The 19,647-nt window shown below is 44.5% G+C and carries 16 protein-coding genes; 8 read left to right on the top strand and 8 right to left on the bottom strand.

Going from position 1 to position 19,647, the window contains the following annotated elements:
- Nucleotides 1-224: 224 nt before the first annotated feature.
- The 6 genes from GPLA_RS08415 to GPLA_RS08385 all read right to left on the bottom strand — a co-directional run bounded on the left by GPLA_RS08415 (nucleotide 225) and on the right by GPLA_RS08385 (nucleotide 7,660).
- Nucleotides 225-944, bottom strand: a complete 720-nt coding sequence (locus GPLA_RS08415; protein ID WP_007104440.1) for an SIMPL domain-containing protein — start codon at nucleotides 942-944, stop codon at nucleotides 225-227.
- A 29-nt stretch (nucleotides 945-973) separates the two neighbouring features.
- Complete coding sequence (locus GPLA_RS08410; RefSeq protein WP_007104439.1) at nucleotides 974-1,171, bottom strand: hypothetical protein; 198 nt, start codon at nucleotides 1,169-1,171, stop codon at nucleotides 974-976.
- Nucleotides 1,172-1,445: 274 nt separating this feature from the next.
- Nucleotides 1,446-2,666, bottom strand: a complete 1,221-nt coding sequence (locus GPLA_RS08405) for an alginate export family protein (protein WP_007104438.1) — start codon at nucleotides 2,664-2,666, stop codon at nucleotides 1,446-1,448.
- Between the two features lie 417 nt (nucleotides 2,667-3,083).
- The gene (locus GPLA_RS08395; RefSeq protein WP_007104437.1) at nucleotides 3,084-4,796 is read right to left on the bottom strand and encodes a bifunctional protein-serine/threonine kinase/phosphatase; all 1,713 of its coding nucleotides are present in this window, start codon (nucleotides 4,794-4,796) and stop codon (nucleotides 3,084-3,086) included.
- Between the two features lie 30 nt (nucleotides 4,797-4,826).
- Complete coding sequence (locus tag GPLA_RS08390) at nucleotides 4,827-6,293, bottom strand: NarK family nitrate/nitrite MFS transporter (protein ID WP_007104436.1); 1,467 nt, start codon at nucleotides 6,291-6,293, stop codon at nucleotides 4,827-4,829.
- A 353-nt stretch (nucleotides 6,294-6,646) separates the two neighbouring features.
- Entirely contained in the window at nucleotides 6,647-7,660 is a 1,014-nt protein-coding gene (locus tag GPLA_RS08385) for an adenosine deaminase (RefSeq protein ID WP_007104435.1), read from the bottom strand.
- A 368-nt stretch (nucleotides 7,661-8,028) separates the two neighbouring features.
- Here GPLA_RS08385 and GPLA_RS08380 point away from each other — a divergent pair, with 368 nt between their 5' ends.
- Nucleotides 8,029-9,360, top strand: coding sequence for an NCS2 family permease (locus tag GPLA_RS08380; protein ID WP_007104433.1), 1,332 nt, complete (start codon nucleotides 8,029-8,031; stop codon nucleotides 9,358-9,360).
- 154 nt (nucleotides 9,361-9,514) lie between these two features.
- Here GPLA_RS08380 and puuE read toward each other — a convergent pair whose 3' ends face one another.
- Entirely contained in the window at nucleotides 9,515-10,420 is a 906-nt protein-coding gene (gene puuE / locus GPLA_RS08375; protein ID WP_007104432.1) for an allantoinase PuuE, read from the bottom strand.
- 13 nt (nucleotides 10,421-10,433) lie between these two features.
- Nucleotides 10,434-11,078 (bottom strand): TetR/AcrR family transcriptional regulator, encoded by a 645-nt coding sequence (locus tag GPLA_RS08370; RefSeq protein WP_007104431.1) that lies wholly within the window; start codon nucleotides 11,076-11,078, stop codon nucleotides 10,434-10,436.
- A 320-nt stretch (nucleotides 11,079-11,398) separates the two neighbouring features.
- Between GPLA_RS08370 and xdhA the strand changes: the two genes are divergently transcribed.
- The 7 genes from xdhA (at nucleotide 11,399) to GPLA_RS08335 (ending at nucleotide 19,527) form a co-directional block, all read left to right on the top strand.
- Entirely contained in the window at nucleotides 11,399-12,841 is a 1,443-nt protein-coding gene (gene xdhA / locus GPLA_RS08365) for a xanthine dehydrogenase small subunit (protein ID WP_007104430.1), read from the top strand.
- Nucleotides 12,842-12,906: 65 nt separating this feature from the next.
- Nucleotides 12,907-15,261: a xanthine dehydrogenase molybdopterin binding subunit gene (gene xdhB, locus GPLA_RS08360; RefSeq protein WP_007104429.1), complete on the top strand. Its 2,355-nt coding sequence runs from the start codon at nucleotides 12,907-12,909 to the stop codon at nucleotides 15,259-15,261.
- Nucleotides 15,258-16,154, top strand: a complete 897-nt coding sequence (xdhC, locus tag GPLA_RS08355) for a xanthine dehydrogenase accessory protein XdhC (protein ID WP_007104428.1) — start codon at nucleotides 15,258-15,260, stop codon at nucleotides 16,152-16,154. Before xdhB ends, xdhC begins: the two co-directional genes overlap by 4 nt.
- On the top strand, nucleotides 16,151-16,660 hold the full coding sequence (gene uraD, locus GPLA_RS08350) for a 2-oxo-4-hydroxy-4-carboxy-5-ureidoimidazoline decarboxylase (protein WP_007104427.1): 510 nt from the start codon (nucleotides 16,151-16,153) through the stop codon (nucleotides 16,658-16,660). Before xdhC ends, uraD begins: the two co-directional genes overlap by 4 nt.
- Nucleotides 16,653-16,985, top strand: coding sequence for a hydroxyisourate hydrolase (uraH, locus tag GPLA_RS08345; protein WP_007104426.1), 333 nt, complete (start codon nucleotides 16,653-16,655; stop codon nucleotides 16,983-16,985). The genes uraD and uraH overlap by 8 nt, the downstream gene beginning before the upstream one ends.
- A 16-nt stretch (nucleotides 16,986-17,001) precedes the next feature.
- A complete protein-coding gene (guaD, locus tag GPLA_RS08340) occupies nucleotides 17,002-18,300 on the top strand; it encodes a guanine deaminase (protein ID WP_007104425.1) in 1,299 nt (432 codons plus the stop codon).
- Between the two features lie 21 nt (nucleotides 18,301-18,321).
- Nucleotides 18,322-19,527 (top strand): urate hydroxylase PuuD, encoded by a 1,206-nt coding sequence (locus tag GPLA_RS08335; RefSeq protein WP_007104424.1) that lies wholly within the window; start codon nucleotides 18,322-18,324, stop codon nucleotides 19,525-19,527.
- Nucleotides 19,528-19,647 lie beyond the last annotated feature (120 nt).

Here is a 19,647-nt window from a genome sequence, read left to right as displayed (position 1 = left end):
CGACCTATTTTCTTTATTAGATTAAAGCCGCTAACGGACTTATTTAATAAAAGACAAAGCTGAAAATTGACCTCATTAAGAAAAGCTAGGCGAATGCTCTAATGCCAAATGCTGCTTGGTAAGCATACACAGTCCCCACAAAGTTTGCCTGCAACTTATGATTGCAAAAGGCTGCATTCAGTTTATAGGTAATGGTTTTATGGAAGCCGTTAGTGAAAATGAAATCAATCAGATAGGTAATATTCAACCGTAGAGACCACACGCAATTTTTTGATATGGGGGTTATTGCGATCCCGTGCGCTAATGCTAAATTGGCCCTGGGACGCACGTTTAATTTTACCTAAAACACTTTGAGAATCTTTAGCAAACTTTTCGGCTACTTCACGGGCCTTGGTTGTCGCCTCTTCAATCATCATTGGTTTCACTTCATTTAAACGCGTAAAAATGTACTCAACATTGGCCTGATAATTATTCTGATTGAGGACTATGCCTTTTTTGCCTAATTCAGTGAGTTGCCCCATCACGCCGCGCACTAAGTCAATATCACTGGAATACACAGTGACCGTTTGCGCCGCGGTAAATCGAAATGTGGGGGCTGCGTTACCACCGTACTGCTGAGCTGATTTATCTGTGATAGCCGCTGCAGAGACACTGATGTCACTTTTGGCTATGCCCCGGGCCGTTAGGAAATCTGAAATCAGCCCAGTATTGTTCTCAATTGACTCGTATAGGGATTCAAGTGAATTGTCAGCCACGGTATACTGAATCGGCCAAATGACGATATCTGCAGGGTATTCTTGCTCAGATAATCCTTTGACTGTCACGCTGCGCTCAAATTGACGGTACTCAATAACTGATTGGCTTATTTGAAAGCCAAGCGCCATTAAACCACCGCATAAAAATGCCCCTAAAATTAACGCCGCGCCTTTACCTTGAGTATTCATTGTTAACTTGCCTTATTCACTTTAGAAAGCTAAAAATGGCGCTGCTTATTTAAGTTCTCGAGCACGACAACCAACAGGGTTGCAAAGGGTCCTACAAACAAGGAAACAATAAACCATACCAGTCCATTTCGACCTTTACCTTGTGCTAAACCTGCGTTGATCAATGCAAGTGTAAACCAGCCAACAAAATACGAACTAGTATTAGCGATGGATTCGAATTCCGACATATATATCCTTGAAAATAATAAAAATAGCGTGTGAATTGGCGTTCGCCCACTAGCTTATCAAACCCTTTTGAATCGTGCTGCCTTTTTAACACCTATTGTGCATCGAACACCTAGCGCATAAAAAGCAAGTCGAGCCGCCTAGAGGTGCTGACTTGCTTTGGGTATGGGTAAGGCCGCGACGAAAGCAAACCTCCTTGCTCCTTCGATTACCACACAACAATTGAACTTAACTTCAATTTACTAGCATGTATTGCCCATTATCTGAGGCAATACATTAAAATGAAGCACTGCCCCATAACCACAATTTGTCGGTATCTTGTATACCACTGTCACCTGAGTAAGTAGCGTACTTGATACCGGTAGCATAACCACCAGCAAACTTGCGCACGTAGCTTAAATCGATTTCATTGCCTAGGTCATCTACCGTACTGCTGTCTTCATCTGCACTAAAATCATGATAAACCACACTCCAACCGCCACCTGCTAACTTGCCGGAAACGGTTACATTCACATCAACTAATCCTTGGGCTGGCGTATTGAGAAAGACATCGGCCCAACCATTGAATTTATGCAAGGTTGCAAGTGGAGTGGCAAAACCGTATTGCCCATTATCTGAGCCAAGGGATTCATAGCCCAGTTTAATCGTAACCGCAGACAGTTTAACACCCGCTTCAAGCATTAAATAATCTGCATCAAAGTCAGACGTATCTGTTTCACTACTTTGCGTGGCAAACTCTGCCCCGTACAACACGGTGCTCTTGGCAAATGTAGCGCTACCGTTAAAACTAGCCCCAAAAGTATCAAGGGCGTTATCGGTCTCGTTATCCACCTCCAGCAAATAGCTGTAACCCACGAAGGTGCCAAAAGAGGTGTGATAGGACAGATTGATTAGGTGATCTTGACTGTCCAGATCGGCATCTTGAGCAAAAATACGATTCCGCTGGCTCAAATACGCATAGTTTAGGTTAAGCGCTTTGCTGGCTGCATATGTAACACTGACACCATCGAAAGTCTGCCTATCTTGGCGCCAGCCTACATGCCCCACAAATCGATGGTTGTCCATGGTGATAACTTGGCGACCAAACTTGGCGATTAACCCACCACTTTGATACTGCACATAACCTTGATCTAGTTCAGTGTGCTCTGGATCGGCAATCACTGAATATTGCCCCACATTGTACCCACTCGGGCCGACGGTATAGTCGCCCTCCCCGAGCACGATGCGCGTGTCCTCTACTTCAACTTTTGCCGAAAAGCCTTTATAGCTGCTTGTGGTGTAACCGAGCAAAGTGCGCAAAGTAAGAGCATTAGCATCATTCGTGTCTTGCTCAACATTTTCATAACGTAAACGCAAATCTATCTCAGCGGTACCCTTCTTTAATGCTTGAGTGATACTTTGCTCGCCGTGAGCATGACTGATACTCCCGGCGCTAAACAATATTCCCATCATTATGGCCAGCTCTGTTTTATTATTTTGTATTGCGTCTGTGTTCATCTTTCTTCCTCGGTACATTTTTAATGTGTGTGTCGTATGCGTTACCCCTTGTTAAGTCAGCTCCCGGCAATCTCGTTTCGGTCTATTATGCCTGTTATATCAGCAGCTATTTTTTGCAAAAAAAAACCCTCAGTTATCCAAATCTGGAAAACTGAGGGCTACATTGCCAAGGGTAAATTTACCAACATTGTCGCGCACGCACTGAGCGTTGGCGATAATGTATTTCATGCGTTATTTAATCGTCTACAACAAGTAGCATATATACACACCTGTTATTACTTGTGCACTGCAGTTACAATGCCAACCTTTATTTTAAATAATATCAATACCTTAAGTAAAAACTGTATCACTCATTGACTTGATGAAAACCAAAATCGTGCAACTGTGCACCCCCGTTGTGCTGTTACTAGTCACACCTCAGAGCAAGGTTAGCAAATACAAAATAATGACTAGCTGAATGCCACAAATCCCTTGGTAAACAAGTACCGGGTTACGCTGTATTAAGGGTGGCTTTTGAATGGCCAATAATAGGTTTTTATTAGGCTGTGACAAGTCCATCATAAACTCAGAAAATGCCTCGTAGCGTGACACTGGATTAGGTTGCAATGCCTTTTTCAACGTTAAATCTAACCACTGAGGTAAATCCGCTCTAAATTTAGCCACAGATTGGTATTCCCATTCGTGGTAAGCATTGGGAATATAATCTTGGTACTTAAAGGGCTTAAACGGTAAATGCCCGGTTAACATTTCGTACACCACCACAGCGACAGAAAACATATCACATTTATGATCGCTGCTTTGAGTCAGCAGGTATTCAGGCGCAATGTAATGTACCGAGCCTAGCGCGATATGCTCCTGAGGCAGGGAATTCGTTTCTGCTAAGGCATTGACCAGCACAGTGCCGAAATCGATGAGTTTGACCTCGCCATTGTGATCCACCATGACATTTTCAGGCTTAACATCTCGGTGTACCATATCTTTGCGCTGCAACACACGTAAGGCTTGAATTAATGGCGTAATGATTGTTCGTACTTGCTCAATCGAAGGCGCAGGATTATCTATCATCCACTGACGTAAAGTTTGCCCTTCAATATACTCGCAAATATGATACATAAACTTAGCGTTATCGGGCCGTTTAAATATACGCATCACATTATGATGTTTAATATGCTGCCCTACCCACTCTTCGCGTAAAAAACCACTCAGATAAATGGGATCATCCACAAAATTTTGAGACGGTATTTTTAATCCGTAGGTTTTACCATCGGCCTCGTTAATGACTTTATATAAGCTACTGCGCGTGCCATTAAACAAGGTCTGTACTACTCGGTAACCTTCCAGTTTCATACCAACATCTAACGCAGGGGGCATGGCTAAACGCATCACCTGGCGATAATGTTCATCTAAACTGGCATTGGGTAAATCGGTAACATGCACCAATAAACAGGTAAGATTATCGTCACTTCCCGCACGTAATGCAGCAGCCACAATGTTGTTTGCTCGTTGCTCTAAACTCGTCGTTCTATCATTGACCAGCGCAAGTAGCTGTTTATTTGCTAAAAACTCGTGAACACCGTCTGAAGTAAAAACAAATATATCGTCTCGTTCCAACTCTAGGGTGCGAAAATCTACATCTAGATGAGTTTCAATTCCCACCGCTCGAGTGAGCACATTTTTACTGCCCTGACGGGAAACATGATCAGTCGTGAGTTGTTCAAAATCATTATTTTGCACTCGACTTATGCGACTATCGCCTGCGTGTAAGATAAAACCAGATGTAGACTTAAATACCATGCCACTAAAGGTGGTAATCATTTGGCTATGACCACCATGTTCATAATCGTGCTGTCCATAACACCAACGATTTAAACCTTGTAATATTTTGCTCGACGCGTGTTTAATCGTCCATGTTTGCGGGGTTTGATAATAATCTTGAATGAAGTTTGTCACACAGGTGATGGCAGCTTCTCTTGCGCGAGTACAGACACTGACACCATCCGCAATAGCGGCTACAGCACCTTTAGCGGTTAGATCCTGGCCCTTAGGCAAGTAAGCGGCAAAGGCATCTTGGTTTTCTGCCTTCACCCCTTCACTGGAAAAGCCGCCGAATGCTAAGGTTAGTTTGTCCAATGTTTATGGCTCATAAATATAAACTGACACCTAGGTTACGTTGATCAATTCAACACTACCATCTTCACGTACTTCAGTGATTGACCCTGACGGCTCTTGCATAAAGAACAAAGCAATAAAACCGACCACCGCGGTACACCCGATCACCGTGAAGAAGGTAGAGGTATCCACCAGCGAATAAACCGTTAAGTAGACCACAGCTCCAACGTTACCGTAAGCACCCGTCATGCCGGCAATTTGCCCTGTTAATCTGCGCTTAATTAAGGGAACTACTGCAAATACCGCCCCTTCTCCTGATTGCACAAAGAATGAACATGCCATCACAGCAATAACAGCTAACCAAATTGGCCAACTCGAATCAATTAAACTCAAGCAAAAATAACCAATGGCTAACCCTGCCGTTAGAATAAGCAACGTTTTTCGGCGCCCAAATCGGTCTGATAATAACCCACCGCCAGGTCTAGACATCAAATTCATAAACGCATACATGCCAGCGAGTAAGCCCGCTGTTGCCATATTTAACGTAAACGTTTCGGCAAAAAATGCTGGCAACATAGATATAACGGCCAATTCAGAACCAAAGGTAGCGAAATATAAAATATTTAGCACAGCCACTTGTTTGAACGAGTAGCGATGCACTTCAGGAACGGGCGTTACAAAAATCTCTTTGTTTACTTGGTAGGTGGCATAGGCGTCATAAACATATAACGCGACCAATCCTAAGTAGATAGCGATTACTACGCTTTCGCTTAGCAAAGACACACCTTCTGGCGACAACTTCCAATTGAGTAAAGCCAGCGCCAGATACATGGGAGTTTTCATCACTAACAGTAAGTAGAAATCACCCACACTAGTGACTTCCATTCCACCCAGGTTTTTAGGTCGAAAATAGGTTGAGCCTTTAGGCGTGTCGGTAGTATTTTTGAAGTAAACGACGCTGAACAATAAGCTCATCAAGCCGGTTAGGCCCACTGCATAGCGCCAACCGTCTTCTCCTCCGAAGAGTATGGCCAGTGTAGGCAAGGTAAAAGCTGCTGCGGCCGAGCCAAAATTACCCCAACCTCCATATATCCCCTCAGCGGTGCCTAATTCTTTTGGTGGAAACCATTCGCTCACCATTCGGATCCCCACAACAAAGCCGGCTCCAATGCAGCCTAGAGCAAATCTGGCAATGACCAACTGAGTAAAACTATCTGCCAATGCAAACATAAAACAAGGAATAGAACAGATAGCCATCAAAGCGGAATAAACGATGCGCGGACCAAACTTATCGGTTAGTGCGCCAATAATGACGCGTGCAGGGATCGTTAATGCAACATTAATAATGAGCAGGGTTTTCCATTCACTTAACGTTAGGCCAACACCATCAACAATCGCCCCTTTTAGCGGCGCCATGTTAAACCACACCATAAACGTAATAAAAAACGCTATCCACGATAGATGCAGAGTTTTCATTTTGCCGGTAAAGGACAGTAAATTAAATTTATCAACGCTCATTTAGATTACTCATTAGAAAAGTTACTCAAAAAAAAACCCGCAACGACTCCAGGACACGGAAGGTCGTTGCGGGCTACATTGCCTTACTTAAAAATTACGTTAACGTAACCTTTTAGTCTGTGTTTTTGCTTTTATCATTATTAATAACACAAGTGCATACACGGTATGTATAGCACCGATAGTGCCAAAATTACAAAACACATACATTTCAATCGCTTAGGTATTTTAAATGGGAAATTGAAGACAAACTGATAGAAATTTTTCGGGTCATAATAGTGCATGGTGCACAGCTTTCGTGCTTTGCTTAAACGCGTAAAAAGCGTGCTAGCACGTTTTTACGCGTTTAAGCCGCTTTAATAAGTAGAAACGCGGTGTAGCCAATGAGCTTTTTGCTCTTCGCTTAAAAAGCTCGCTTTGAAGCTATTCGCGGCTAGGGTTTTAATATGTTCATCAGTAATCGGTAAATGCGCTGCCAATGCGTGATAGTTATCGTTTAAGTAACCGCCAAAATAACTGGGATCATCTGCGTTCACCGTCACCATCAATCCTAGATCTAATAAGGAAAGTAAGTTGTGTTCACGCATATGCCCAAACACACACAATTTAATATTCGATAGCGGACACACAGTTAATGGCATTTGCCTGCTGGCAAGTTCTTGCACTAACATTGCATCTTCGATACTACGCACCCCGTGATCAATGCGATGCACGTTCAAGTCGTTTAGCGCACTCCAAATATACGCCGGAGGCCCTTCTTCCCCGGCATGGGCAACCCGCAGCAACCCTAATTCTTTTGCCTTAGCAAACACCCGGGCGAATTTTTCGGGAGGATTACCCAACTCTGAGCTATCTAGCCCCACGGCTGACACCATGAACAAATATGGGCTGGCGGCATCGAGTGTTTCAAACGCGCTCTGCTCACTTAAATGGCGTAGAAACGACATGATCAATAAACTAGATTGACCCCACTCTTTTTCCGCTTGGGCCATCGCACGAGCAAATCCCGGCATAAATACATCAAAGCCAATACCACGCTCAGTGTGAGTTTGCGGATCGAACATCATTTCCACGTGTACCACGTTTTCTTCTTTACACTTACAGAGGTAATCCCACATTAACCGGTAAAAATCGTCTTCATCACACAGTACTGACGCACCGAGATAATACAAGTCTAGAAAACTTTGTAAATTATCAAAATTGTAAGCAAGGCGCACATCTTCAATCGTCGAATAAGGCAATGCTACCTGATGTTTTTCCGCCAGCAACATCATTAGTTCAGGCTCAAGTGTCCCCTCGATATGCAAATGTAATTCAGCCTTTGGCAACGAATTAATCAAGGCTGTCGTGGCGGGGTTAATACTGGGCATCTTTGGGTCCTCTTGTCATTATCGGTATTATTTTTATTATCAGTCAGGAGCAAACTCATCATTTCAGTCATTTGCCAGGCAGCTTGTGTGCACTACAAATAGGCGCTTGGCGCACCACAAAAGCGCAGCAGTGCACAAAATATCATCAAGAACGCTATTTTAACTGAAGTAGATCTCACTTTAATCGTTATTTTTACACTAGTTACGGCTTGCAATAGGCCAACAGCAGTCACTTTGTGTATCATTGTTCAGCATAAACCACACCAAAGCTAGACTAAATGGTCAGGTTTTTGCTTTCACTGGGTTACTTTAACCCTTTTATCATTGGCCACTCAGGCTAGTAAGAGAACCCACAATGAGAAGCATCCATGTTTAACGCAGTATTCGAAAAGCTTTTTAAGCTGCAAGCCAATGGCACTAATATTAAAACCGAATTTATCGCCGGCCTCACCACATTTGCCGCCATGTCATATGTACTAGTGGTCAATCCCAGTATCTTATCGGCTGGTGGCATGCCAGTTGTCGGTTTAATCACAGTTACCGCATTAGCGGCTTGTATCGGCACACTCCTCATGGCGTTTATGACCAACTATCCTGTCGCAATGGCGCCAGGGATGGGGTTAAACGCCTTCTTCGCTTTCACTATTTGTTTGACCCGCGATATTCAATGGGAGGCGGCGCTGGGCATAGTGTTCTGGAACGGCATATTATTTTTGCTGTTATCCGTCACAGGGGTGCGAACTAAAATTGCGGATGCCATCCCTGCCGCGTTAAAAATCGGCGTGCAGTGTGGTATTGGTTTATTTATCGCTTTTATAGGATTAAAAAATGCCGGTATCGTGGTTGATCATCCTGCAACCTTTGTCACTATTGGTGATTTATCTAAGCCGGCAACCATGCTGGCGGTAGCAGGGATTTTACTTACCATTGTGCTTTTTATAAAGCGTGTCACTGGGGCCATTCTTATTTCAGTGTTGGTGCTTACCCTAATAGGTGCGTTCATTCCTGTGGGTGATGGTTACCTAACCCAGCACACTGACGCATTTATTGGCATGCCTGACAGTATGAGCAATACCTTTTTCGCCATGGACATCATGTACCCTATTGAGAATTTTGCGACCACTTGGGATCTTATTTTCGCTCTGCTATTTGTCAATATGTTTGACACTATAGGCACATTAATCGGCGTCTCGCGCAGAGCTAACCTACTGGATAAAGAAGGTAAATTACCTAAAATAGGCCCTGCGATGACAGCTGATGCCGCAGCAAGTGTCGTTGGTGCAGCATTAGGTACGTCACCTGTTACCTCCTACGTAGAATCTGCCGCGGGGGTTTCATCTGGTGGGCGTACGGGATTAACCAGTGTTTTTGTTGCCCTATGTTTTCTACTCGCACTGTTCTTTACCCCGTTAATGAAAGTGATCCCGCTAATGGCGACCACCCCAGCACTTATCATGGTGGGTATTTTAATGATGGACTCGTTCCGCCAGCTAGACTTTGACGACCTTACCGCCCTTGCCACCGCATCTGTTGCCTTATTAGCGATGCCACTAACCTTTAGTATCAGTGAGGGCATTGCCTTAGGCTTCATTACGTATGTTGGTATCATGCTTGGTACTGGTCGATACAAAGAAGTCACATGGATCACCTACGCCATGGCGGCGGTATTCGTGCTGCGTTATGTGCTCAATTTAAAATAATGATATTTAAGCGCTAACCATACATCTGGTTGAGATATAGACAATAAAAAACGACGTGACGGTTAACACTATCACGCGTTTTTTATTGTCTGGTGTAAGATATTAAATGCACGGTCAATTTCCACTCATCATGCACTCAATATTGTTACGGATTCTATTTATGTGGGAAGTTGTCTTGCCAATGCTGAGCAATCTCGTGCCTTTTACACAACCATACTCTGTCGTGGTCTTGCACATACTCAATAAAACGCTGCAAAGCTGCCATGCGCGCAGGACGACCAATAATTCGGCAGTGTAATCCAATCGAGAGCATCTTAGGGGCGTAATTACCTTCTTCATACAACACATCAAAGGCATCTTTTAGGTACTGAAAGAACTGCTCGCCACAATTGAATCCTTGAGCACTAGCAAAGCGCATATCGTTGGTGTCTAAGGTATACGGCACAATCAACAATGGCTTTTCATAGTTGGTATCATAGTAAGGTAAGTCATCCGCGTATGAATCAGCACAATAAAGTAAGTCATCTCGCTGGGAAATAATCTTGAGCGTGTTAGGGCTTGTGCGTCCAGTATACCAACCTAAGGGCTTTGAACCGGTAATCGCCTGATGCAATTGTACCGATGCATCAATCATTTTACGCTCTTGCGCTTCCGGCATATCTTGGTAATGGATCCAGCGCATGGCATGACTGGCAATCTCCCAGTTGGCGTCTTTCATCGCCGCCACGGCTTCTGGGTTTCGTTGCAACGCCATAGTCACACCAAACACAGTAATGGGTACATTTAAACGTTCAAATAGTCGATGCAAACGCCAAAATCCAGCACGGCTGCCGTATTCGTACATGGACTCCATGCTTAGATGACGATCAGGGTAAGCTTGGGCGCCGATAATTTCCGATAAAAAAACTTCAGATGCAGCATCCCCATGTAAAACGCTACTCTCCCCTCCTTCTTCGTAATTTAGTACAAACTGCACCGCTATTTTAGCTTTGTCTGGCCAGTTTGGGTCAGGCGGGGTGTCGCCATAACCAATTAAATCTCGTGGATACGCGTGGGTCATGTCCTGTCTCTTATTATTTATATAGTGGTGGCACTATTAGGCCGCAGCCTTGCAATACGAGTTTAATTAAACTCTTGGTGGCGTTTGCGAATTCAGTTTGATCCATCGCATGACCTTTAAGTTCAGTAATTTGTGCAGAAAAATCAGCGTAATGCTGACTGCCCGCCCAAATATTAAACAACAAATAATAAGGATCGATATCGGGTAATTTTCCTAGCTCTATCCACTGTCGAAGCACGGCTACTCGAGAATTCATCCAAGTCGAATGCTGATCCTTAAAAAAGCTGCTCAAGTTTGGTGCGCCGTTGATGATTTCAAGTGCAAATATTTTTGAGGCATCTGGACGACAACGGGAAATTTCCATTTTGTCCGCAATATAACGGGCCAGCACTTCGCTAGGATCGTCTTGCGCCTTGGCGTTATCAAAACTGCTGTTCCATAAACTTAAAATTTCTTGCAACAGTGCCAAGTACAAACCGTCTTTAGATTTGAAATAATATAAAATATTGGTCTTTGGTAATTCAGCCCTATCGGCAATACGTTGTACGCGAGTTCCCTTAAACCCATGAATTGCAAACTCTTTTTCTGCAGCTACAAGTATCTTTGCGCGATTAATCGCGCCAATACTGTCATCTTTTTTTGATAATGAGTCACTCATTTATTCTGTTCGATTCCTTTATTTTTGGCTATAACTCTCAGCCTCTCATGTCCCATTAACATCAAGTTAACATCCTACCTAAAAATACATCTTTTGCCTATATTCATGTTAAACATCGGGTAATAAGCCACTTAGGCATTAATCGCGCATTGATGAATGTTTATCTCAGTGGAAAATGTAAAGACCCTAAGCACTCATGATACCAATAATCGCAAACTAATTAGCAAAAACCTGACCAATTGGTCTAGTTTTTGTATTAAATAACGTTATGATACAAATTATTCCTACACTATTTATGACTGAGCCACTCGGAGACAAATATGATCAGCTTTTTACTTAACGACAAAGCTGTGCACATAGATGCAACTCAAGCAGATACCACTCTGCTCAATTACCTTCGGGAAGAGTGTGCTTTAAGCGGCACCAAAGAAGGCTGCGCATCTGGCGATTGCGGGGCATGTACCGTAGTTGTAGCACAAGCAAATAAGCCTGGCTCAGCACTTGAATACCGCGCATTAAATAGCTGCGTTACTTTTTTGTCTGCGGTGCATGGCAAACAACTGCTCACCGTTGAACATTTAGCTGACGGCGATACTTTGCACCCGGTTCAGGCAGCCATGGTTGATGCACATGGATCCCAATGCGGCTTTTGTACACCAGGTTTTATTATGTCTATGTTCGCTTTGTACCAACAAGGTGAAGCGCCAAGCCGAGAAAAAATTAATGTCGCTCTTGGCGGAAACTTATGCCGCTGCACCGGTTATCGACCCATAATTGATGCCGCACTTGCTTCTTGTACCGGCACAGTGGATGACAAATTTTACGCCAACCGCGCTACCACTGTGACTCAGTTGGCTGATTTACATAACGTCAACGCGGGGCTTGATAACCTATTAATGCCAACAGACAGAATAGAACTGGCTAGTGCGATAGGTAAACACCCTGAGGCGCGCTTATTCGCCGGCAGCACAGATTTAGCATTAGAGGTCACCCAGCAGCTAAAAACACTGCCGACACTGATTAGCTTGACCCAAGTTGCCGAGCTACAAGTGCTGCAAGAAACAGACTTGGGCATTAATATTGGTGGAGCTGTGCCGTTTAGCAAAATGGAAGCTTTACTGCTTACGCACTTTCCTGAGTTACACGAACTGCTTGACCGTTTTGCTTCCACACCTATTCGTAATCAGGCAACGCTGGGCGGTAATGTGGCGAATGCCTCGCCTATTGGAGATATGCCCCCTGCTTTGCTTGCATTAAATGCGCGTATTCAGGTAGATAATGGCCAAGCGCGTCGCGATATTCCCATTGGCGAATTTTTTACCGGTTATCGTCAAACCTTGTTGCAAAAAAATGAATGGATCGAAGCTATTTTCATCCCGTACAAAAAAACCAATAGCAAAATCAGCGCCTATAAAATTTCTAAGCGCCAAGAAGATGATATTTCAGCGGTGTGCGCCGTGTTTAATCTGACCCTGGGCGAGAATAATATCATTCAGGAATTGGCTAGCGGTTTTGGCGGTGTAGCAGCCACCCCAGTGTCAGCAATAGGTTTAGCAGCCGCACTGGTCGGAAAAGACTGGTCACAAAGCGCGACGTTTGAAGCAGGTAAAGTAATTTTAAGTCAGGCTTTTAATCCAATTGATGACGTAAGAGCCAGTGCTACCTACCGCCAAACGATGATCGTGAATCTCTGGAAGCGCTTCTGGCTGCAAAGCAATCAACAAAGCCATAAAATTGAAACTCGGGTACATGCTTATGAATAACACGTTTTTTAAACGCTATTTCCGAACGATCCTTGTCAGCCAAATACAAGATAAGGCTTGCAGTCATGCGTAAACTTATCAAACAACCTTTTAGCGGTAATCCACAGGGTAAAGTAGGCAAGTCTCATCCCCACGAAAGCGCGATCCGCCAAGTGAGCGGTCAAGCACGTTACGTAGATGACTTGCCCCAACCCGCTAATTTACAATTTGCCGCCATTGGCACCAGCCCAGCCGCATCAGGTGTTATCAAATCGTTAGATGTTTCTGACGTATGGGCGAGCCCAGGCGTGAGCGATGTGATCACAGTAGAAGATGTACCGGGTCACGTTGATATAGCACCGGTATTCGATGGTGATCCTATTTTTGCCCAAAAACATGTGCTTTTTCACGGTCAAGCCATGTTTGCCGTGTTAGCAGACACGGTGCACCATGCCCGTCAAGCTGCCCTTAAGGCCAAAATAGATATCACCCCCAGCACGCCATGTTTAAGTGTTGATGCAGCCAAACAACAAAGTAATTTTGTACGCCCACCACACTTTATGCACCAGGGAGACTTCGACTCGGCTTATAAAGCCAGTACATTTACCGTCCAGAATCATTTAAGCATTGGCGGCCAAGAACACATGTATCTTGAAGGTCAGGTTTCAATGGCCATCAGCGAAGAAGAAGACAGAGTGTTAGTGTACACCTCTAGTCAGCACCCGAGTGAAGTACAGAAACTGATAGCGGAAGTTTTAGATTGTAAATTGCACAAGGTAGTTGTAGACATGCGACGCATGGGTGGTGGTTTCGGTGGTAAAGAGACACAAGCCGCTCAGTGGGCGTGCATCGCTGCACTATTTGCTAAACGTAACCAGTGCGCAGTAAAACTGCGTCTGCCACGAATGCAAGACATGATCGCCACCGGTAAACGTCATCCATTTGAAAACAGTTACAAGGTCGGCTTTGATAAAGAGGGCTTGATAAATGCGGCTGACATAGAGATAAATGGTAATTGCGGTCACTCTCCTGATTTATCAGACGCTATTGTCGACCGAGCCATGTTTCATTGTGACAACGGCTATTATTTAGAGAACGTTAAAGTGGCAGGTCATCGCTGTCGAACCAATCAGGTTTCCCATACGGCATACCGTGGATTTGGCGGCCCCCAAGGCATGATTGTGGCAGAAGCCATGATGGATGCCATCGCCCGTAAAGTGGGCAAAGATCCGCTTAGCGTGCGCAAGCTTAATTTGTACGGCGAAAATCAGCGTAACCTCACTCCTTATGGCATGACGGTCGAACACAATTTGTTAGCTGATTTGATCAACCGCTTAGAAAACTCATCTGATTATTGGGCACGCAGAGATGCCATCAGTAAGTTTAATAAGCACAGTCCAATTGTCAAAAAAGGCTTGGCATTAACCCCAGTAAAGTTTGGTATCTCGTTTACCGCCAAACATTTGAACCAAGCTGGCGCCCTGCTGCATGTATACACAGATGGCAGCATGCAAATTAACCATGGCGGCACAGAAATGGGCCAAGGTTTACACACCAAAATTGGCCAAATAGTGGCAAATGAATTTGGTATATCCCTGCATGATGTAGAGGTCACAGCCACGCGTACTGACAAAGTGCCGAACACCTCACCCACAGCAGCGTCAAGCGGCACCGATCTTAACGGAAAAGCAGCCCAAAACGCGTGTATCATCGTCAAGCAACGCTTAGCTAAGTTTTATACTGATGAGGTAAATGACCTCAACTTAACAGCCGATAACGTGATTTTTGCTGATAATAAAGTCACATTGGGTGAAAACAGTATAGGTTTTGTTCAACTAGTGCAAAATGCCTATATTGGCCGTGTATCATTATCATCAACAGGTTTTTATAAAACCCCTAAAATTCATTACGATCGCAACACAGGTAATGGCCGACCGTTCTTTTATTTCGCTTATGGCGCATCTGTATCAGAAGTGGCCATTGATACCTTAACCGGTGAATACAAAGTTGAGCGCGTCGACATACTCCATGATGTAGGCCGCAGCTTAAACCCAGCGATCGATATCGGCCAGATTGAAGGCGGCTTTATTCAAGGAATGGGCTGGCTGACCACAGAAGATTTGAAATGGGATGATAGCGGCCGCTTGATGAGCAACAATCCCGCCACGTACAAAATCCCTGCGATTGGTGATACACCTGAGATCTTTAACGTTGACTTATACGCACGTGATAACGACGAAGACAGTATTTATCATTCTAAAGCAGTCGGCGAGCCCCCATTGATGTTAGCGAACTCGGTCTGGTGCGCGATTAAAGATGCCATTTCAAGCTTAACGGATTACCAGATTGATCCTCAGTTACCTGCCCCGGCGACACCTGAGGCTGTACTGAACTGCATTGAGTCTCTTGGTAACATCACTATCAGCGAGCGTATAGAATGAACACCAACAAATGGTTTGATGCACTGCAGCAATGCCAAGAACAAGGTAAAGCTTACGTATTAGTGACTGTGTTAGCTTCTGCGGGCTCAACTCCCAGAGGTAACGGCACTAAAATGATCGTTACCGGTGATGAAACCTTTGACACTATCGGTGGTGGTCAACTTGAATTTGCCGCCACAGAGAAAGCACGTGTTTTATTGGCAGGCAAAGAGCATACACAACACGTAGAACATTATCCGTTATCGAGTAAGTTAGGCCAATGTTGTGGCGGCGCGGTCAATATATTGTTCGAAGTGATGATCGAGCAATGTCAAACCGTGCAAATCTTTGGTGCAGGACATGTTGCCCATGCACTGGTACCACTGCTTGCACAGCTGCCTTTGCAAATTCAATGGATTGATCACAGAGAGGTGTTATTTCCGAGAGGCAAGCCGACATTCGATTTTGCCAACCTTAAGATGATCGTCAGTGATGAGCCAACTGAGCACATTGCATTAGCCCCGGATAACAGCTGGATGGTAATCATGACGCACAATCATCAACTGGATTATGAACTGGTTGAAGCCGCACTCAAGCGCCCTGACCTGCCCTATATAGGCATGATTGGCTCAAGTACCAAAGCCAAGCGTTTTGTCACTCGTATCGCTGCACGTATGCCCGATGTTTATGAGCCTACTCGTTTAGTCAGTCCCATTGGCGTAGTCGACATCCCAGGTAAACGCCCTATTGAGGTGGCCGTATCTATTGCTGGACAGCTTATCCAACGTCTCAATAGTGAAAGTGTGCATAATGAACAATCGGTAAACACAAATGAAAACAGTAAAAGTGAATCCCAGCGTCAGAAACAAGCGAAAGCCTGGCGTGCCGCAAAAGAGCTTAAATACTTACTATGACCCTAGATGAACTAAACAATATTTCCGTTGAAGCAGCAGAAGCATTTTTTACTCAAGCCTGCGCAGCCAAACGTTGGGTAACTAAAATGCAAGAACAACGGCCTTACGCCAGTGAGTCTAATGTTCGTCAACGAGCAAAAGCCAATTGGCACGACATGGAACAAGCAGACGTTTTACAGGCTTTCGACGCCCATCCTATGATCGGTGACATAAGTAGCCTGCGAGAGAAGTATGCCAGCACCAAAGCCATGGCGAGCAACGAGCAAGACGGCGCCCGCCAAGCAGACGAAGCCACCTTAACGGCTTTGCGAAAACTTAACTTAGCTTATAAAGAAAAACACGGTTTTATCTTTATCATTTGTGCCAGTGGGTTAGATGCACACACCATGCTTGAGGAAATAGCGCAACGTATCGACAACCCAACGGCAACAGAGATTGACATTGCCAGTGCTGAACAAATTAAAATTACCCTGTTACGTATACTAAGAGGCTTATCAGATGAGTAAATCCCCGTCGCTTTCCAGCCATGTTTTAGACACCACCTTGGGTAAGCCAGCTGCAAATATGCAGCTTATATTAACTACGCCTAATGGCGATATAACGCGCGCACAAACCGACGCAGATGGTCGCTGTAATCAGTGGGGTGAATTAGCTTTTTCAGCCGGACACCATCAACTTAGGTTTGTGACAGGCGAGTATTTATCTGACCAGCATGGCAGCGCATTTTATCCCTTCGTGGATGTGCATTTTGAGATAACGCAAGACGGTGGTCATTACCATATTCCGCTGCTTATTTCTCCTTTTGGCTTTAGCAGTTACCGCGGTAGCTAACGGAATATTTTATTCAATGACTACACATTTATACCGTGCATCCATTTTGCATTTCCCCCATAAAAGCGCTCAACCTAAAGATGATTATATCTATATCAAAGATGGCGCACTGGTTACGCGTAACGGAAAAATAGTCGTTACAGGAGAACGAAAAACCATTGAAAATCAATATCATGACGTGAAAACTCATGATTACTCTGGCCAACTCATTGTGCCGGGTTTCATTGACAGTCATTTGCACTTCCCGCAAACGGAAATGCTCGCCAGTTTTGGTGAACAACTACTCGACTGGTTAGAAAACTACACCTTCCCTACAGAGGGTAAATTCTCTAATCCTGAATATGCTGCTAAAATTGCTGACATTTTTTTACGCCAACTTTATCGTCATGGAACCACCAGTGCCATGGTCTATTCTTCGGTGCATCAATGTGCAGCCGAAGCGCTTTTCTCTGCGGCCCAAAAACACAAAATGTTACTAATTGCCGGCAAAGTGTGCATGGACAGACATTGCCCATCTTGGCTACAAGACAGCCCTGAAAAAGCACAAAAAGAAAGCGCTGATTTGATTGAACGCTGGCACGGTAAAGACCGATTGTATTACGCCATTACGCCGCGTTTTGCACCTACCAGTAGCCCCGAGCAATTACACGCGTTAGGGGAATTAGCTCAGCAATATCCCGACGTGTATATACAGACCCACTTAAATGAAAATCTGAACGAGATAGCGTGGGTAAATTCGCTGTTTCCTAAGCACAATGGTTATCTAGATGTGTACGATAAATTCAATATGTTGCGTCCCAAAGCAGTGTTTGGACATTGTATTCACATGCAAGAGCATGAGTGGCAGCGAATGGCCCAAAGCGGTGCAAGTATTGCTTTTTGCCCAACGTCTAATTTATTTTTAGGCAGTGGCTTGTTCGATCTCAAGACGGCAGAAAAACACAACATTCCAGTGGCTTTAGCTACAGATGTAGGGGCTGGCACCAGCTTCAGTATGCTGCGCACCTTAGGTGAAGCTTATAAAGTGGGTCAATTACGTGGCGAGCAATTGCAACCTCTTCATGGATTGTACCTAATGACTCAGGGTGCGGCGCTCGCCCAAGGTTTAGAGGATAAAATCGGTAACCTGAACCCCGGCTCTGACGCAGATTTCGTGGTATTGGATCCTAATTTTGATGAGCTGACCAGTCTTAGATTTGAGCAGCATAACGAGGTGCAGGACATTATTTTCGCTCTTAGTATGTTGGCAGATGACAGAGCCATTAGTGCGACTTATATCGCAGGTGAACCAGTGTACCAAACACACATAAAATAATAATAAACAAGGAACTTGATAATGGCATGGTTTGATTGGTCATCTTTATTTATACGCTGGTTTCACGTCATAGCAGGCGTAGCATGGATTGGCGCGTCGTTTTATTTTATTTGGTTAGATAATAATCTGCGCACGCCGCCTAAATGGAAACAAGACAAAGGCATTAAAGGCGACTTATGGGCGGTTCATGGTGGTGGATTTTATGAGGTGGCTAAATACCAACGCGGACCAGAAAAAATGCCTGAAACGCTACACTGGTTTAAATGGGAAGCTTACACAACTTGGTTAAGTGGCTTTTTATTACTGAGCTTGATTTATTATCATGGGGCGTCGATTTATCTCATTGACCCAAATGTTATGCAGTTAACCCCTACAGACGCCATTATTCGGGGCCTTGGGTTGATTTTTGGTGGGTTATTTATTTACGAAGGTGCCTGTCGCAGCGCCCTTAGTCGTTACCCTGCACTGTTTGGCATATTGTTACTGGTATTACTTGGTGCAGTTAGCTATTTAGCCACTCACTGGTTTAGCGGCCGTGGTGCATTTATGCATGTTGGCGCCCTAATTGGTACCATTATGGCTGGTAATGTATTTTTCAAAATAATGCCTGCCCAGCGTTTAATGGTAGATGCGGTAACCAACAATAAAGAGATCGATCCCGCTTGGGGATTAGCCGCAAAGTTGCGCTCAGTGCACAATAATTACCTGACATTACCCGTGCTATTTATCATGATCAGTAACCATTACCCCATGACCTTTCAACACCCTCAAGCATGGGCTGTGCTAATGGCGATTGGTGTAGTGTCTGCCTGGATACGCCATTACTTTAACTTGAAGCATGTGGGTATTTCACGGCCCTCGGTACTCATTACTGGCGCCATTGGCATGTTAATCATTGCTGGCTGGGTATCTTACCCTCGCAGCACCAGTGACAGTCCAGAAAACCCAATTGTCGCACCCACTGCACAAGTCACACTAAATGATGTTGAGCAAAATGCGTTTGATGTTATTCAAACTCACTGCGCAAATTGTCATTCTGCTAAACCAACTGATGCGCTATTTGTCATCGCTCCCCTAGGATTAATGTTGGATTCATGGCAGCAAATCAGTGCCAGAGCCCCGCTTATTTACCAACGCGCTGTTGTCAGTAAGGACATGCCGTTGATGAATAAAACGGGTATGACTGAGCAAGATCGTGATGCTATCCGTAAGTGGATACAGCAGTAAAAACATTGGCCTATGGTTAAGCTAGCGCGTGTTCACAGTGCACCAAACTAACATGTTACAGTGCACTGTAATACGCTTCCCCAACACGTTTACGCGACTAAATTGCCGTCTCGAAATATT

The sequence above is a fragment of the Paraglaciecola polaris LMG 21857 genome (genome assembly GCF_000315055.1).
GTDB classification, from domain to species: Bacteria; Pseudomonadota; Gammaproteobacteria; order Enterobacterales; family Alteromonadaceae; genus Paraglaciecola; species Paraglaciecola polaris.
Note: the sequence above shows the minus strand (reverse complement) of the source record. Positions and strands in the feature narration are given on the sequence as shown.

Coding starts and splice junctions, on each gene's coding strand:
- GPLA_RS08415 (WP_007104440.1), bottom strand. CDS start 944: ATGAATACTCAAGGTAAAGGCGCGGCGTTAATTTTAGGGGCATTTTTA.
- GPLA_RS08410 (WP_007104439.1), bottom strand. CDS start 1,171: ATGTCGGAATTCGAATCCATCGCTAATACTAGTTCGTATTTTGTTGGC.
- GPLA_RS08405 (WP_007104438.1), bottom strand. CDS start 2,666: ATGAACACAGACGCAATACAAAATAATAAAACAGAGCTGGCCATAATG.
- GPLA_RS08390 (WP_007104436.1), bottom strand. CDS start 6,293: ATGAGCGTTGATAAATTTAATTTACTGTCCTTTACCGGCAAAATGAAA.
- GPLA_RS08385 (WP_007104435.1), bottom strand. CDS start 7,660: ATGCCCAGTATTAACCCCGCCACGACAGCCTTGATTAATTCGTTGCCA.
- GPLA_RS08380 (WP_007104433.1), top strand. CDS start 8,029: ATGTTTAACGCAGTATTCGAAAAGCTTTTTAAGCTGCAAGCCAATGGC.
- puuE (WP_007104432.1), bottom strand. CDS start 10,420: ATGACCCACGCGTATCCACGAGATTTAATTGGTTATGGCGACACCCCG.
- GPLA_RS08370 (WP_007104431.1), bottom strand. CDS start 11,078: ATGAGTGACTCATTATCAAAAAAAGATGACAGTATTGGCGCGATTAAT.
- xdhA (WP_007104430.1), top strand. CDS start 11,399: ATGATCAGCTTTTTACTTAACGACAAAGCTGTGCACATAGATGCAACT.
- xdhB (WP_007104429.1), top strand. CDS start 12,907: ATGCGTAAACTTATCAAACAACCTTTTAGCGGTAATCCACAGGGTAAA.
- xdhC (WP_007104428.1), top strand. CDS start 15,258: ATGAACACCAACAAATGGTTTGATGCACTGCAGCAATGCCAAGAACAA.
- uraD (WP_007104427.1), top strand. CDS start 16,151: ATGACCCTAGATGAACTAAACAATATTTCCGTTGAAGCAGCAGAAGCA.
- uraH (WP_007104426.1), top strand. CDS start 16,653: ATGAGTAAATCCCCGTCGCTTTCCAGCCATGTTTTAGACACCACCTTG.
- guaD (WP_007104425.1), top strand. CDS start 17,002: ATGACTACACATTTATACCGTGCATCCATTTTGCATTTCCCCCATAAA.
- GPLA_RS08335 (WP_007104424.1), top strand. CDS start 18,322: ATGGCATGGTTTGATTGGTCATCTTTATTTATACGCTGGTTTCACGTC.